At 59.6% G+C, this 16,007-nt stretch carries 15 protein-coding genes; 8 read left to right on the forward strand and 7 right to left on the reverse strand.

From position 1 onward, the window contains the following. Positions 1-112 precede the first annotated feature (112 nt). From ACN1C3_RS17165 to cobG, 7 genes are all read right to left on the reverse strand, one after another. Complete coding sequence (locus tag ACN1C3_RS17165; RefSeq protein WP_419116961.1) at positions 113-760, reverse strand: hypothetical protein; 648 nt, start codon at positions 758-760, stop codon at positions 113-115. Between the two features lie 108 nt (positions 761-868). After that, positions 869-1,579, reverse strand: a complete 711-nt coding sequence (locus tag ACN1C3_RS17170) for a hypothetical protein (protein ID WP_419116962.1) — start codon at positions 1,577-1,579, stop codon at positions 869-871. 72 nt (positions 1,580-1,651) lie between these two features. Further along, positions 1,652-2,467 carry a hypothetical protein gene (locus tag ACN1C3_RS17175; RefSeq protein WP_419116963.1) on the reverse strand — a complete coding sequence of 272 codons (816 nt, stop codon included), beginning with the start codon at positions 2,465-2,467 and terminating at the stop codon, positions 1,652-1,654. A 479-nt stretch (positions 2,468-2,946) separates the two neighbouring features. After that, complete coding sequence (gene cobJ, locus ACN1C3_RS17180; RefSeq protein WP_419116964.1) at positions 2,947-4,647, reverse strand: precorrin-3B C(17)-methyltransferase; 1,701 nt, start codon at positions 4,645-4,647, stop codon at positions 2,947-2,949. Beyond that, the gene (locus ACN1C3_RS17185; protein WP_419117146.1) at positions 4,647-5,378 is read right to left on the reverse strand and encodes a precorrin-2 C(20)-methyltransferase; all 732 of its coding nucleotides are present in this window, start codon (positions 5,376-5,378) and stop codon (positions 4,647-4,649) included. The genes cobJ and ACN1C3_RS17185 overlap by 1 nt, the downstream gene beginning before the upstream one ends. Beyond that, positions 5,378-6,004: a precorrin-8X methylmutase gene (locus tag ACN1C3_RS17190; protein ID WP_419116965.1), complete on the reverse strand. Its 627-nt coding sequence runs from the start codon at positions 6,002-6,004 to the stop codon at positions 5,378-5,380. Before ACN1C3_RS17190 ends, ACN1C3_RS17185 begins: the two co-directional genes overlap by 1 nt. Further along, a complete protein-coding gene (gene cobG, locus ACN1C3_RS17195; protein ID WP_419116966.1) occupies positions 5,997-7,304 on the reverse strand; it encodes a precorrin-3B synthase in 1,308 nt (435 codons plus the stop codon). The genes ACN1C3_RS17190 and cobG overlap by 8 nt, the downstream gene beginning before the upstream one ends. Before the next feature lie 132 nt (positions 7,305-7,436). Here cobG and cbiE point away from each other — a divergent pair, with 132 nt between their 5' ends. The 8 genes from cbiE to ACN1C3_RS17235 all read left to right on the forward strand — a co-directional run bounded on the left by cbiE (position 7,437) and on the right by ACN1C3_RS17235 (position 15,997). After that, a complete protein-coding gene (cbiE, locus tag ACN1C3_RS17200) occupies positions 7,437-8,648 on the forward strand; it encodes a precorrin-6y C5,15-methyltransferase (decarboxylating) subunit CbiE (protein ID WP_419116967.1) in 1,212 nt (403 codons plus the stop codon). Beyond that, positions 8,641-9,738, forward strand: coding sequence for a cobalt-precorrin-5B (C(1))-methyltransferase (locus ACN1C3_RS17205; protein WP_419116968.1), 1,098 nt, complete (start codon positions 8,641-8,643; stop codon positions 9,736-9,738). The genes cbiE and ACN1C3_RS17205 overlap by 8 nt, the downstream gene beginning before the upstream one ends. After that, positions 9,735-10,472, forward strand: coding sequence for a cobalt-precorrin-6A reductase (locus ACN1C3_RS17210; protein ID WP_419116969.1), 738 nt, complete (start codon positions 9,735-9,737; stop codon positions 10,470-10,472). The genes ACN1C3_RS17205 and ACN1C3_RS17210 overlap by 4 nt, the downstream gene beginning before the upstream one ends. A 384-nt stretch (positions 10,473-10,856) precedes the next feature. Next, on the forward strand, positions 10,857-11,258 hold the full coding sequence (locus tag ACN1C3_RS17215; protein ID WP_419116970.1) for a DUF2946 domain-containing protein: 402 nt from the start codon (positions 10,857-10,859) through the stop codon (positions 11,256-11,258). A gap of 48 nt (positions 11,259-11,306) precedes the next feature. Continuing rightward, positions 11,307-11,801, forward strand: a complete 495-nt coding sequence (locus ACN1C3_RS17220; protein WP_419116971.1) for a copper chaperone PCu(A)C — start codon at positions 11,307-11,309, stop codon at positions 11,799-11,801. Positions 11,802-11,854: 53 nt separating this feature from the next. Next, positions 11,855-12,259: a DUF2946 domain-containing protein gene (locus ACN1C3_RS17225; protein WP_419116972.1), complete on the forward strand. Its 405-nt coding sequence runs from the start codon at positions 11,855-11,857 to the stop codon at positions 12,257-12,259. Between the two features lie 90 nt (positions 12,260-12,349). Beyond that, on the forward strand, positions 12,350-14,485 hold the full coding sequence (locus tag ACN1C3_RS17230; RefSeq protein ID WP_419116973.1) for a TonB-dependent copper receptor: 2,136 nt from the start codon (positions 12,350-12,352) through the stop codon (positions 14,483-14,485). A 129-nt stretch (positions 14,486-14,614) separates the two neighbouring features. Further along, entirely contained in the window at positions 14,615-15,997 is a 1,383-nt protein-coding gene (locus ACN1C3_RS17235) for a PepSY-associated TM helix domain-containing protein (protein WP_419116974.1), read from the forward strand. Positions 15,998-16,007 lie beyond the last annotated feature (10 nt).

The following is a 16,007-nucleotide window of genomic DNA, read 5'->3' on the forward strand; positions in this document are numbered from 1 at the left end:
TGAACGCCTGCCACAGGCAACCTCGGTTGAAGATTACGAAGCCTTGCTGCCTTGGAACTGCTCGCTCGCCTCGCCTCGCTAAGCGCGCCGCCTATTTTTGAATAGGTGGGGTTCATGGAGCGCTTACCTTGGTCACCAGATGCATGCAGGCGATGACCATGGTCAGCTGACCATCAGCAGTGAGAATGCAGGGGACAACCTGAAAGTTACCCGAGTGATTCTTCTTGCTCTTGAGTTCAAACAGTTTTAGCGCGTTCTCATTTTTTTCCAGTGCTTTGAATGCACCGGTCACCATACTCAAGAGCTGGAGCTTATCTGGCCCGGCGATAGCTGCGATGATCTGCAGGGCAGCCTCATCCATCGTGAACTTTATTTCACGACTTTGAAATTCAGAAAAAGCGTGGCTGGTGGTACCCCAGCCGGCCATTTCCAGCGCCCTGGCATATTCTTTAAACCATTCAGCGAGGTGTGTTTCCGGGTCGAATTGTCTGCCCGCTACAAGTTGCGCGAACAGGATACTGTCATCGACATCTTCCCGATTCTGCGGGGTCATCTTACGATCGTAGGCGACAACACTCTTGCCAATGACCGAGGCGCTATCCTGAGGATCAGCCTGTACTGCCAAGGTCCTCATGACAGAGCTCAATACGGCATGACGCTTGGTTCTTTTAGGAGCAGGCTCCAGTATTTGCAGACGATCAAAGTATTCAATTCGGGCGGCGAGCTCGGGAGCGCTCAGCTCATGAAATTCGTTATTCATATTTTATTCTTCCTTGACGTTATATAGACCCACACCCTGCGGACACATAAAAACTAATAGCGCAACGTTATCGAGTCATTCCTGCGCTCGCAAGATGAGACGACTGTTTTATGAAGGGACCCTAAAAATCAACTCGCTCTTTTTATCGTGGAGGGCACTTAGAATTTTTCCACGTATATTTTCTTTTTGGTACGCCTTCGTATCCAGCTCACGCCGTGCAAAGTACACGCTGATGCTGCCCACTATGTTTTCCCCAGAAAAATGTTGGCTGAAAACGTCTACCCCAATAACCTCCGAGGTACTAAAGTTAATAAATATCGAGTAAAGAACAGGCCCCGGCTCGACCAGACCGACCTGCAGGGCTATCGTTGAAACTGCAGGCTTTACGCCCTCTCTCGGAACGTCCGTTTCAGCCGGCACTGTGTTTATCACCTGCCCTCGAAATAGCGCATGAACCGTTTCTTCCTCGGGAAAACGCCCCCTACGCACCATCATACTGTCCACCTGAACCCCTTGCTGTTGGTTCACGTGATTACGCAGGCTCTTTTTAATCAGTTCTTGAAGTGTAACTATCGAATCTTTGGCCGGCTCAAAGCACATGAAATTTTTATCGATGCCGAGCCACTTCACCTGCGTCATGGCTTTAGCATCAGCCTTATACCATTCTCCAGGCGAAGCAAACTTAACCGCCTTGTTATTTGCAAACAGCTGAGAAAACAGCAGGGAGTTCAGTACGTCACCTTCCATAAAATCAGGCAGCTCGTCCGAGATCGACAATAGATTCCCTGCCACCAACATCACATGATAATCAGTCGTCATCGAAGCGCACTCTCACGTCCATTTTTCTTCAATTAAAGGGCTACTCTGGCGAGCACCCAAGCGGCTTATCATTTATGAAATCAACTTTTTCGCACCTTCGAAGAAGGCTTCCGAGTCCTTATCCAGCACGTCGTATATAAGATCCTGATTCCTGAGGTGAACCCGCCTATTCAGTTCAACCATGGTGGCGACTTTATTCAACTTGACCTGGGACCATTTCCATTTCCAAAACCAGGCACCGCCCTCACTCGACTTGAGTTTGCAGTCCACCGCCAGAAACAAAGTGATCGCCGTACCGGCACGCGATTGTAAACAAGGAACAATCCTGAACTCTCCCGTTTCACCGCCTTTGCTGGTGTTCTCAAAGAGCTGTATAAGCTTGTCATCAGCCTTTATGGTACTAAATACACTCCGCACCAGGTTCAGCATGGCTGACGCATTAGCCCCAGCAACCGCGTTGACAATATCTAACACGATGGCCTCCATCGTGACGTTCGTCTGGGAGGTGGTATGGCTGCCGTATTTATAGGCGGTCATCGTCCAGCCGCAGTGCCTCATCGCCTCACGATAATGAGCATGCCATTCTATCGGCGCTCTCTTTATGTCAGCTTTTAGATCAGCATATCGCTCGGAAAAATGAATACTGTCCTTTGCCGCTTGTCTGTTGTCTTCCGAAACGTTATCAGAAAATCCGAGTACCGCTGGAGTGTCTTTGCCAACAAGTACATCTGAATCATCACTCGTCGGCGATGACAATTCAGATTTCGCCGAGAGCATATTCAGCGACATTGTCCTAGGGCGTAAAGACTGCGGCGATATTTTTGCACCACGAAAAAACGCCTTGCTTTCCTCAAGACTGGGAGCGGCCATATCCATATCAAATGTCATATTTAAATACTCTTATCAAGTTTTGGTTTCAGCCGTTTAGCTGGTCTCCTTAAGCTAGCCACAGAACTTGATAATCGCCACGAAGCACACATGACATTTTATTACTGACCAACCCACACTAACCGACATACACAAAACACATAAAACCACACAGCAATAGATATGCCCAACCCCACTTAATCACAAAACCGCCTACTTCGGACCTGTCCAGCACCCCAAGACAACCGGCTATTATTTTTCTTACTTAAAATACAGTCAAAACCTCAATAAAACGCCACACCCAACAGCAAGTCTCACACATGAAAGTACATAACTACTTATAACAACCAAAGATAACTCTTACAGTTTTAACTCACTTTTCCAGCCGCCGAGCCCTAAAAAACCAGAGTTCAATGACCTGTCAGTTCGCATCGGCTTTACCGTTTGCGCCTGACAGGCATTCAAGCCGACCGATCATTGCCGCAGGCAACTCATGCCGACTAAGGCTTCACCCCATACCAGCGCGGCGTATACACCCACTCACCTCCCTCCGCACGCGGGAACACGCAGGTGGTAGACGAACCGATCAGCACCATCGTGCGCATGTCCACTTGATCAGGTGTCAGCTCGCCAAGGGTGGTGACTCGCAATGTTTGACCGGGGCGACCGATGTCACGCCCTAGCACCACTGGCGTTGCGCCCGTGCGGTGCTGCGCGACGATTTCCAGCGCTCGGCCCAGTTGCCATGGACGGGAACGAGAGATCGGGTTGTAGAACGCCAGCGCCAGGTCGGCTTGCGCGGCCAGGTCCAGTCGCTTCTCGATGATGTCCCAGGGTTTGAGGTTGTCTGACAGCGACAGCACGCAGAAGTCGTGGCCCAGCGGTGCACCGGCCTGAGCAGCAGTGGCCAGGGAGGCAGAAACGCCGGGCAGGATTTCCAGATCGACGTTGTGCCAGCCCGGTTCATTTGACTCATGCAGCGCTTCAAGCACCGCTGCGGCCATGGCGAACACCCCCGGGTCACCCGAGGAAACCACCACCACCGAACGCCCTTGGGCGGCCAGCTCGAAGGCATGTCGGGCACGCTGCATTTCTTCGCGGTTGTCGGTGCAGTGCAGCACTTGATCGGCACGGAACGGCCCAGCCATACGCACGTAGGTTTCGTAACCGAGTACATCATTGGCCTTGGCCAGCTCGGTTTTCACCGCAGGGACCATCAACTCAGCAGCGCCAGGGCCCAGACCGATGACCGCCAAACGGCCACGTGCGCGACCAATCTGCAAAGGATCCAGCGGCTGACTGGCGACCGCAATGGCGATCCCGTTGCCGACACTGAGGGGCGGCAGCCATTGCGGTACGGCATTTTTCGCCAGCTCACTGACGCTGGCTGCAGCGGCGGCGAAACGCAGTGGCACACCCAGTTCGAGAGCCGCTTCACGCAACTGAGGACTGGCCATTTCCGTGTCGGCAGCCAACAGGCATGCAACCGATTGAACGGCGATCTTCGCCTCGTGCAAGGCCGCGCGAATCGCTGGTGCAAGCTGCGCCACACCCGCGCTCACCGCCACCAACACACTGCGCGGGTAGATCAGCAGTTCATTGGCCGCAGGTTCACGCTCGGCACAACCGACGTGGATCGCCAGGCGGGCTTGTTGACTCTCCGGCAACTGCGCCTGAGCCAGCCAGGGTGCAGCGCCCTCGATACGCACGCTTTCGCCTGCGAGCAAGTCCGAGACAAAGCGCTTGCCCAGCTCCAGATCGCCCAAGGCATAGCCACTGGGTGGGTTGAGCAGACAGGTGCCGAAGCGTAATTCACCGCTGGTGGTGATGGCTGGGGCGACGCCCAGTCCGGCGGCAATTTCTCGCGCAAGGACATTCACCCCGCTTAAGCCCCCGAGTAACGGCACCACCGCGCTACCGTCTTCAGCGACGGCCAATACCGCGGGCTCAGCGCCTTTCTCCAATAGCAACGGCGCCAGCGTGCGGATCACGATCCCGGCAGCGCACAGCGCGATGATCGGCGTGTCTTGCTGATAGAGCTGACGCAGGTTCGCGCCGAACTCGTGATAGGTCCGGTCGGCGCCATTAACCCGTTCGGCCAGGCCGTGGATCAAAGCGTCCGGGTACAGCTGCTGGATCTTGCGCGCGGTGGCGAGACTGCCATTGCCCAGAATGACAATGGCCGGAGCAGAACGAGTCATCAGCCTTGCCACCTTTCGCCGGGAACAATGATCAACGAGAAGTACGGCGAGGACATCGGCTCGACTTGATCCAGCGGCACGATCTTCTGGTTGGCCATGGTCGCACGCTCGACATACAGCGCCCGATCCGCCAGCCCGAGCTCTTCCAGTACCTGGCGAACCTTGGGGAAGTTACGTCCCAGCTTCATGATGACCGCGGCGTCAGCATCGGCCAAACGGCGTTTGAGGTCTTCGGCTGGCAGCACACCGGACAATACCGACAAGCTCTGATTGCGATACACCAGCGGCGCACCGAGCACCGAGGCGCCGCCGAGCATCGAGCACACACCCGGTATCACTTCGGCTTCATAGCGCTCAGCCAGGCGGTCATGCAGGTACATGTAGGAGCCGTAGAAGAACGGGTCGCCCTCGCAGATCACCGCCACATCGCGGCCAGCATTCAGATGCCCGGCGATGTCCTCGCTGGCAGCGTCGTAGAAATCGCTGATGACTTGCTCGTAAGACAACGGCGCCGGCAGTGCTTCGGTGGTCACCGGGTAGACCAGCGGCAGCAAGGTCTGCGCATCTTGCAGATGGGCCTCGATGATGCCGAAGGCGTTGCCCTTTTTGCCCTTGGCGACGAAGTACGCCACCACCGGCGATTCGCGCAGCAGGCGCAGGGCTTTGACAGTAATCAGCTCCGGGTCACCCGGGCCCACGCCCAGGCCAATCAAACGTCCAGGTTGCTGCATCATTCGATCTCCGTAGCGAGGGCATTGACGGCGGCAGCGGCCATGGCGCTACCGCCCAACCGACCTTGCATGATCACAAACGGCACGCCACGGCTGTCGGCGGCGAGCATGGCCTTGGATTCAGCCGCGCCAACGAAGCCCACCGGGAAGCCAAGAATCAGCGCCGGTTTCGGCGCGCCGGCGTCGAGCATTTCCAGCAGATAGAACAACGCGGTCGGCGCGTTGCCGATCACCACCACACTGCCTTCCAGATGCGGACGCCAGAGTTCCAGTGCGGCGGCCGAACGGGTGTTGCCAAGCTCGCGCGCAAGGTCCGGCACGCTCTCGTCGCGCAGGGTACAGATCACCTGATTGTTGGCTGGCAAACGCGCGCGGGTCACACCCTCGGAAACCATTCGCGCATCGCAAAGTATCGGCGCGCCGGCGGCCAGCGCATCACGCCCGGCCTTGCCCGCACCCGGGGAGAATTGCAGACCATCGATCGCGTCGACCATGCCGCAAGCGTGGATCACCCGTACCGCGAGTTTTTCCAGATCGGCCGGAATCCGGTCGAGGCGGGCCTCGGCGCGAATGATCGCGAACGAGTTGCGATAGATCTCCTGACCGTCGCGGATGTAATCAAGCATCAAGGTGGCTCCGTGGGCGGGCATCGAGCAATGCGCCTGCCGCTTCAATAGTGAGGTTGCGCGCGTGCAGGGCGCCGAAACCCGGTTGCCCTGCATCGCGAAAATAGAGGTCGTAGTGGCCGGGGGCGACGGCCAACAAGGTGGCTGGTGCGCTGTGCGCGGCGGCGCAAGATCGCTGGCAGCCAGACAGGTGCACACTCAGTGCATTGCCGTGACGCTGCAGCATTGCAGCCAGTTGCAGCGCATCGCCCTTGGTGTCGGCCAGGCCTTTGCCACAGCCGCTTGAGCCGGTGCAGGCGATCAACTGCGCCAGGGCCTGATCGGGCGAACACAGCAAACCGAGTTGTTGCAGGCGTTGCGTCACGTGCGGCGCATCTTGCGTGCGGACAGTGGGCAGCAACAGACTTTGCCAAGGGGTAAACCGCAGGCTGGCGTCGCCATACTCGCTGGCCACCTGCGCGGCACCGCGCAGCATCGCTGGATCGAGTCGCCCCAAAGGAGTGACCGCACCGACATAGACGCGGTCAGTTTCGCGCTGTGGATAAGTGCCTATATGCAGCAGCGTCTGCGCGCGCGGCCGCGGCCAGTCAGTGATCGTGATCAAAGGCACGTGTTTGGCCAACGCCTGTAAAAAGTTATCCACCGGCAGTTCTGCCAGCAAATGACGCATACGTGTTTGATCAGGTCGGGCCAGATCAAGAAACAGTTCCAGCACCGCGACCACCAGTTCATGACCCAGGGCCAGCGGCACCGCCGCCAATGGCGTGTCTATCGGACAACCTGCCAGACCGAAGGCCAGCAGTAATTCACCGTTCAACTCAACGGCCGACAACCACAGATCATGGGGATGTTCGAGCATCGCCAGCGCTTCACCGCCATCGAGCTGCATGGCGAATTTCGCCGACAGATCGTGAAAACGCTTGTGGTTTTGCAGGGTGGCAAGGATCTGTTCGGCGAGCGGCCGGGTGTCGATCAACATCTGTCGGTCGATTCCGGCGCTGGGGCTGAGCATCAGATTGCGCACGTCATCGCCGGCCGCCGTGGTCGGGCCGAGTCCTGCGGCGAGCAATGTGTCGATCAATGTCGCCTGCTCACTGCCAATCCCGCGAATCTGCAGGTTGGCGCGGTTGGTCGCCTCAATCACGCCACCGGCAAAACGCTCGGCCGCATCCGCCACCGCACAGGCTTGCGCCGCGCTGATCGAACCGCCAGTCAGTTTGATCCGGCAGATGCCACCGTCCAGTGCCGGGACGATACGCAGCAACCCCGGACAGGCCGAGGGGCGCAAAGCTGTGGACATCTGGCGTTTGTTCAAAGGGGCAACCGGCTGAGAGGTAGAAGCGCTTCGCGGGCGAAGGCGCGGTATTATGCCTGCTTTGTCCGAAGGCATGAAAAGCCTGCCCGTCGGAACCTTCAGGTTTGAGGAATATAGATGCTGCCCTGGCTGACAGTAGTGGGAATCGGTGAAGACGGCTTCAGCGGTCTGGGCAAGAGCGCCCGACGTGCTCTGCTGGGCGCTTCACGGATTTTTGGCGGCCAGCGGCAACTGGATCTGCTGCCGGTGTGCATCCGGGGTGAGCGTCAACTGTGGCCCAGCCCATTCTCTCTGGATCCGGTGCTGGCGCAACGCGGCGAGCCGGTCTGCGTGCTGGCCAGCGGGGATCCGATGCTGTTCGGGGTCGGTGCGAGCCTGGCACGGCAGGTGGCAAGCGATGAGATGCAGGTGTTGTCCGCGCCGTCCTCCTATTCACTGGCGGCGGCTCGATTGGGCTGGCCGCTGCAAGAGGTGGTAACGCTCTCGGTGGTTGCCCGCCCGGTCGCAGCCTTGAGCGCACAACTGTTTAGCGGGGTCCGTCTGCTGGTACTTAGCAACGACGGCCAGAGCCCAGCCGCCATCGCCGCGCTGTTGCGTGAGCGGGGGTTCGGGCCAAGTCGGATCACCGTGCTGGAACACTTGGGTGGCCCCGCTGAACGACGCGTCGACGGCATTGCCAACCACTGGAGCGAGCCGACCATCGCCGATCTGAATCTGGTTGCCATCGACTGTCTCGCCGAAACCGACACGCCGCGTTTATCGCGACTCGCCGGGTTGCCGGATTCGGCCTTCAAGCACGATGGGCAACTGACCAAGCGTGACGTTCGCGCCATCACCCTCGCCCGTCTGGCCCCGGTGCCCGGCGAGCTGTTGTGGGATGTCGGCGCCGGCAGCGGCTCGATCGGCATTGAATGGATGCGCGCTCACCCCAGCTGTCGCGCCCTGGCCATCGAGGCCGATGACGGTCGTCAGCAGCTGATCGAACACAATAGAGACGCCCTTGGCGTGCCTGGATTGCACTTGATTCGCGGCAGTGCCCCGCAAGCGCTGGCGGGCCTGGAGCGACCGGATGCGATTTTCATTGGCGGCGGCGTCACCCGCGAGGGCGTGCTCGAGACCTGCTGGGATCAACTCAAACCCGGCGGCCGGTTGATTGCCAATGCCGTCACCCTGCAAAGCGAAATGACCTTGATGGCTTGGCGCGAACAGCACGGCGGTGAACTGACCCGCATCCATATCGCACAGGCGCAGCCCTTGGGGGATTTCGATACCTGGCGCCAAGCGTTGCCGATTACGCTATTAGAAGTGACGAAACCCTTCGATGCGTGACGAGACCGCCGAGCAACCCGCCCCACTGCGCAGCGGCTTGACCACGGGCAGTTGCGCGACTGCCACCAGCCTCGCGGCTGCGCGCTTGTTGCTCAGCGGGGTGAGCCACGACGCGGTGGAAATCATTCTGCCCAAAGGCAAGTCGGTACAGATGCGCCTGGAGTTTTGTCGCTTGGCCGAAGACGGCGCCGAAGCTGGAACGATCAAGGATGCCGGCGATGACCCGGACGTCACCCACGGTGCGTTGCTGTATTCCCATGTGCGTCTGAATCCCGAGCCGGGCATATGTTTCAAGGCAGGCAAAGGTGTTGGCACAGTCACTCGGCCGGGATTGGTGCTGGGCGTCGGCGAGCCTGCGATCAACCCGGTGCCGCGCAAGATGATCACCGATCACCTGCTGCAACTGGCGCAGGAGTGCAATTACGACGGCGGCTTCGAGGTCACGGTCAATGTCGAAGACGGTGAAGCCCTGGCGCTGAAAACCATGAACCCACGATTGGGTATCCTCGGCGGGCTGTCGATTCTTGGCACCAGCGGTATTGTCCGACCGTTTTCCTGCGCGGCCTATATCGCCTCGATCCACCAGGGCATCGACGTCGCCAAGACCAATGGTTTTCTGCACATCGCCGCCTGCACCGGCAATGCCAGCGAAGACACCATGCGCCGCGTCTATGACCTGCCGGAAATCGCCCTGATCGAAATGGGCGACTTCGTCGGCGCGGTGCTCAAGCACCTGCGCAAAGTGCCTGTGGATAAACTCAGCATTTGTGGCGGCTTCGGCAAGATCAGCAAACTCGCCGCCGGGCACATGGATTTACACAGCCGTCATTCGAGCATCGACCTGCCGCAACTGGCGCAATGGGCGGCAGACGTCGGTGCCGATAGCGCCTTGCAACAGGCCATCCGCGAAGCCAATACCAGTCAACAAGCCTTGGTCATGGCCGCCGCTGCTGGCATCGCCCTCGGCAATGCAGTCTGCCAACACGCTCTGGACTTCGCCCGCAGCGTGGTGCCGGCGCAGGTTCAGGTTGAGGTGTTTGCCATCGACCGCCAAGGTGGCATTGTCGGCCACGCCGGAGGTTTTCAGTGAAACGATTACTGCTGCTCGGCGGCGTTACCGAGGCCTTGGCGATTGCTCGCACCCTTGGCCCGCAACATATCTACAGCTTGGCGGGCGTCGGGCGGGTGCCAACGGACTTGACCTGCCAGGTCCGGGTCGGCGGCTATGGCGGCGCGGCCGGCCTGGCGCAGTTCATCCAGGACGAAGGCATCGACTTGCTGCTGGACGCCACCCACCCCTACGCCGCGCAAATCAGTCAGAACGCTGCGATCGCTGCGCAACTGAGCGGCATCCCGTGCTGGGCGCTACGACGCCCGGCGTGGCAAGCACAGGCCGGTGATGACTGGCGGGAAGTCAGCGATTGGGCCGAGCTGGTTGAAGCGCTCAAGCCCTTCAAACGCCCGCTGTTCACCCTTGGTCGCGAGCCGTTGCAGCATCTGGATGAAATTCCGGACGGGCAGTTCTGGACCTTGCGTGCGCTCGACAGTTATCCCGGCAACGAGCGCTGCGAAGTGATCGGTGTCCGTGGGCCGTTTCTGCTGGACGATGAACGGGAGCTGTTCGAGCGGCGGCAGATTGATGTGCTAATCAGCAAGAACAGCGGCAGCACTGCCACCGAGCCCAAGCTTGAAGTGGCGCGGGAACGTGGGGTGCCGGTGTTGATCTTGAAAAGGCCGGAGTTGGTGAGGGTTGAGCGGGAGTTTGGCGCCGTCTCGGAAGTTCTTGAAGCATTGGTCCGACAAGGATTGGTGTCCGCCAGTTAAGCTCCTGCGTGGCATAACCCCTTTACGACCGCTTCGCGCTCGATCGCAGGCAAGCCAGCTCCCACATTGGACCGAGTTGATCAAAGAATCCGTGCCAAACCACAAATCCCTGTGGGAGCGGGCTTGCCCGCGAAGACGGTCCTGTAGGCGACATCAATCCCGAAGTCTGCACAATCGGACGACCTCAACATAACCCAGCATTCGCCCAGGCATGACGAATCGAAGTCGCTACACTCTTTCAAAACGGCGAGCCGGAGGTCGCGCGCAGGCTTTTATACCTGTTGACCAAAGCGCTGCGACACCACACCGCAGGCGGTCTTTTTACTTATCGCCCTTGATCAGGCTAAATACCCAGCTGATCGTCCACCTCAACGGATCTGACTGATGTCCCGACAACGGCTTGCATTTGCCTGGATCGCCTGCTTCGCAGTGCTGTTCAACATGCTCGCCATGCCGATTTCCGGGACGATGGCCCAGGCGGCGAATCAGTCGCCTGCCGAGCAGTTGTTATGGGGCAGTTTCTGTTCCTCGAACGGCACCAAACTGGTGGCGATTTCCCTCGGCAAGCTTGAGCAAAAAGCGCCGCAAAACGACGATCACTCCAACATGCAGCATTGCTGGTGCTGTTCGGGCTCGGCGCCGTTGGTGGCGTTGCCGGGGCATGTGCCGCAGCTGTATTTCGCACGTTTCGAGTCCAATAGAAGCCTGCCGCCACCCACCTCCGAAACACCCACGCCACGCCAGCAATGGCCGAGCCTCAACCCCCGAGCCTCTCCTCTGGTCTGATTCCTTCTCGCAATTGATCTGCGTTTTGAATCGTTCTGGAGAACTGCCATGTTGAAACAATCCCTGGTGAAGCAATCACTGCTTCTGGCCGCGTTGCTGCTGCCTGCCTGTTTTGCCAATGCTCACGAGTACGCGGTCGGTGAGATCCACGTCGCTCATCCGTGGTCGCAGGAACTGCCACCCAATGCCCCAACCGTCGCGGCCTATTTCGTCATTCACAACAACGGCAAAACCGCTGACCGCCTGCTCAGCGTAGCCTCACCGATTGCCGGCCTCGCCGAGTTGCACGAGCACGTGAAGCAAGGCGACCTGATGAAGATGCAGCAAGTGCCGAGCGTGGAAATCCCTGCCGGCGGCAACATTACCTTCGCGCCGATGGCGTACCACGTGATGCTGCTGGAGCTCAAAGACCGCAGCCTACTGAGCGAAGGAAAGCGCTTCCCGTTGACCCTGCATTTTGAAAAATCAGGCGACGTAACCGTCGAGGTCGCGGTGCAGAAGCAAGCACCCGCAGGCACTGAAGAGCACATGCACGCCCAGTAATCACAGACCCAACATTTGTGAACGCCCTGCGCTCGCCAAGCGTCAGGCGATCAGTGCCGCGTCATGACTCGTTGAGGGTCAAACGCGGTAGCTGGATCAGCCTGTTCGCCATGCTGATGATCTTTATCGGTCCGCTGATTTCCCAAGCGATGCCAATGGATCACGCCATGCCAATGAACATGTCGATGGACATGCGCATGGACGAGCCCGGCTGCCACGGATCTTCGCAACACGATTCCAAACCCGCCAAGGCTCCCGCCGAGCATCAAATGCTCTGGGAGAAGTGCGGGTATTGCAGCCTGCTGTTCAACTGCCCGGCGCTGCCCGGTAGCCTGTCGTTCGCGGCATTCGACACACCGCCGCCGACGAGTTTCATCAGCCCTTACCCGCGCCTGGGTCATGCCCGGCAAGCGGTCTTCCCCGGTGCCCGCACCCGCGCCCCGCCCATCGTCACGTAGACACCCACACCCCACATCACCCGGCCGACTGTAGAAATGACAGCCGCAGGCTGCTGGCCGTGTTGTTTACGATTGATTGATGGAACCTTTATGTCCAGGTTTTCTGCTGACACTCGCTTGCGCTCTGCTCAGGCCCCTTCTCTTTTTGCTCTGAACGAGCCAGCTCTTCGTTTCAATCAGGCTATCGCCGTACTCTGCGGCGCGCTGCTGACACCGCTGGTGTTGGCCGCCGAACAAGCCGATGAACACGCCCAATCTACCAATGAACTGAGCCCGACGGTGATCACCGCCATTGCTCCCAGCTCGCCGTTGACCGTGGTCACCAACCCCAAAGACCCTCGTCAGCCCGTGCCGGCGAGCGACGGTGGCGATTACCTGAAGACCATTCCTGGCTTTGCCCTGGTGCGCAACGGCGGCACCAATGGCGACCCGGTGTTGCGCGGCATGTTTGGCTCGCGGCTGAACATCCTCACCAACGGCGGCATGATGCTCGGCGCCTGCCCTGGCCGGATGGACGCGCCCACCTCGTACATTTCACCGGAAACCTATGATCGTCTAACGGTGATCAAAGGACCGCAAACCGTGCTCTGGGGCCCGGGCGCTTCCGCAGGAACAGTCCTCTTCGATCGCGAGCCGGAAAGCTTCGGTGAGTTGGGCACTCGAGTGAATGCCAGCGTGCTGGCCGGCTCCAACGGGCGCTTCGACAAGGTCGTGGACGCGGCAGCCGGCGGCCCGCTGGGATATGTCCGGGTGATCGGCAACCAGGCGCATTCCGACGACTACAAGGATGGCAACAACGACACCGTGCCATCGCGCTATGACAAGTGGAACGGCGACGTTGCCGTCGGCTGGACCCCGGATACCGATACGCTGCTGGAGCTGACGGCCGGCAAGGGTGATGGCGAGGCGCGTTCTGCCGGTCGCGGCATGGACGGTTCGCAGTTCAAGCGCGAGAGCCTGGGGCTGCGTTTCGAGAAGTCGAACATCGGCGAGGTACTGGATAAGGTCGAAGCCCAGGTTTACTACAACTACGCCGACCACGTGATGGACAACTACACCCTGCGCACACCGTCCGGCACCGGGATGATGGCTGGGCCCATGGCCTCCAACGTCGACCGCCGGACCCTTGGCGCGAGGATCAAAGCCACCTGGCGCTGGGCCGATGTGCAGTTGATCAGCGGCCTCGATGCGCAGACCAACGAACACCGTCAGCGCGCCAGTATGGGCATCGACACCTTTAAGGATTTGCCGCGCAACAAGGACGCCGACTTCCACAACTACGGGGTCTTCAGCGAACTGACCTGGTACGCCGCCGACCGTGATCGACTGATCACCGGCGCGCGCCTGGACCGCGCCTCGGCCAAGGATTTGCGCCAGACCACCGGCTCCGGAATGATGACCCGGCCGAACCCGACCGCCGACGAAACCCGCGCCGACACACTGCCCAGTGGCTTCGTGCGCTACGAACACGATCTGGCCGACAGCCCGACCACGCTCTACGCCGGGTTAGGTCATGTGCAGCGCTTCCCGGATTACTGGGAGCTGTTTTCGCCCAAGTCCGGGCCCGCTGGTTCGGTGAATGCCTTCGACTCAATCAAACCGGAAAAGACCACCCAACTCGACGTCGGCCTGCAATACAAAACCGAAGATCTCCAAGCCTGGGCCTCAGGTTATGTCGGGCAAGTGCGTGATTACATCCTGTTCGACTACACCCCCGGGATGATGGGCACGACCTCCCAGGCCGAGAACATCGACGCGCGGATCATGGGCGGTGAGCTCGGTGCAGCGTACAACCTCACGTCCAACTGGAAAGCCGACGCCACCCTCGCCTATGCCTGGGGCAAGAACAGCAGCGATGGCAACGCCCTGCCGCAAATGCCGCCGCTGGATGCACGCTTCGGCCTGACTTACAGCCAGGACAACTGGAGTGCCGGCGCCTTGTGGCGGGTGGTCGCGGCGCAGAATCGTATCGATCAGAACAAGGGCAATGTGGTCGGCAAGGACTTCGATAAAAGCGCCGGCTTTGGTGTGTTCTCGCTTAACGGCGCGTACCGCATCAACAAAAACCTCAAGGTCAGCACTGGCGTCGACAACCTGTTCGGCAAGGCCTACGCCGAGCACTTGAACCTGGCCGGCAACGCCGGGTTCGGCTACCCGGCCAACGATCCGCAAGCCATCAACGAACCGGGGCGCACGCTCTGGACCAAGGTGGATATGAGTTTCTAAAAAGCTTCGCGGGCAAGCCCGCTCCCACAGGTACAGCAGCGCTCTTGTGGGAGCGGGCTTGCCCGCGAATGACTGCGAAGCAGTCAAAAAACATACAAACAGATCCACTGCCAAAGCGGAGCACTCTTGATGAGCCAACCTAAAGTGTCTTTCTATAACCTGGCCTGGCGCTGGCATTTCTATGCCGGGCTATTCGTTGCACCGTTCATGGTGATGCTGGCCCTGACCGGGATCATCTACCTGTTCAAACCCCAGCTCGACCCATTGATGTACGGCAACCTGCTGAACGTCCCGGCCGGGCATCACACGCTCAGCGCCGACGAGCAACTTCGACGTGTGCAGGTCGCTTATCCACAGGGGCGGATCAAGCAATACCTGCCGCCGGTCAACGTTGAGCGCAGCGCGCAGTTCGTGGTGCAAAACGAAGGTCATGAACTGAACGTGTTCATCGATCCCTATCGCGCAGAGATCCTCGGCGACCAGGACGCCAAGAGCAATCTGCAAGCCATCGCCCGCGCCATTCACGGTGAGTTGATGATCGGCACCATCGGCGATCGGCTGGTCGAGCTGTCCGCTGGCTGGGGCATCATGCTGGTAGTGTCCGGCCTCTACCTGTGGTGGCCGCGCGGCAAGTCTTCGGCCGGCGTGTTGTGGCCACGCTTGAGCAATCGCGGGCGTTTGTTCTGGCGCGACCTGCATGCGGTAACCGGTTTCTGGGGCGCGGCGTTTTTGCTGGTGATGCTGCTCAGCGGCATGACCTGGACCGGTTTCTGGGGCAAGCAGTACGCCGAACTCTGGAACCGCTTCCCGGCGGCGATGTGGAACGAGGTGCCCACGTCGGATCAAGAGGCTCGCAGCCTCAACACCGCGACGCGCCAGACCGTGCCATGGGCCATGGAAAACACGCCGATGCCGATGTCCGGCGACCATGCCGAACACATGGCCCATGGCGCCGCGACCACCGCTCCCGCTGCACCGACCATCGCCTTGCAAGACGTGCAGAACATCGCTGAACAACGCAAGGTCGAGCCGGGCTACAGCATCACCTTTCCAACCACCGCCAGCGGTGTGTTCACCATCGCGGTATTCGCCGACGACCCACGCAACGACGCGACGCTGCATGTCGATCAATACACCGGCAACGTGCTCGCCGATGTGCGTTGGCAGCACTACAGCAACGTCGCCCGCGCCACGGAACTGGGCGTGATGCTGCATGAAGGCAAGATGTTCGGAGCGTTCAATCAGATCGTGGTGCTGCTGGTGTGCCTGATGATTCTGCTCAGCGCGGTCAGCGGTGTGGTGATCTGGTGGAAGCGGCGTCCACAGGGGCGGCTCGGCGTACCGCCATTGCGTCATGACCTGCCAAAGTGGAAAACCGCGATGGTCATCATGTTCGCGCTGGCCGTGGCATTTCCGTTGGTGGGGGCTTCGTTGATTGTGGTGTGGGTCTTCGATCGGGTACTGCTGTCACGACTGACGGGGAAAACTGAGTCGGCTTCATCTTCAACCTGAAGACAGCGAG

The organism is Pseudomonas sp. H11T01 (assembly GCF_048515765.1).
GTDB lineage: Bacteria > Pseudomonadota > Gammaproteobacteria > Pseudomonadales > Pseudomonadaceae > Aquipseudomonas.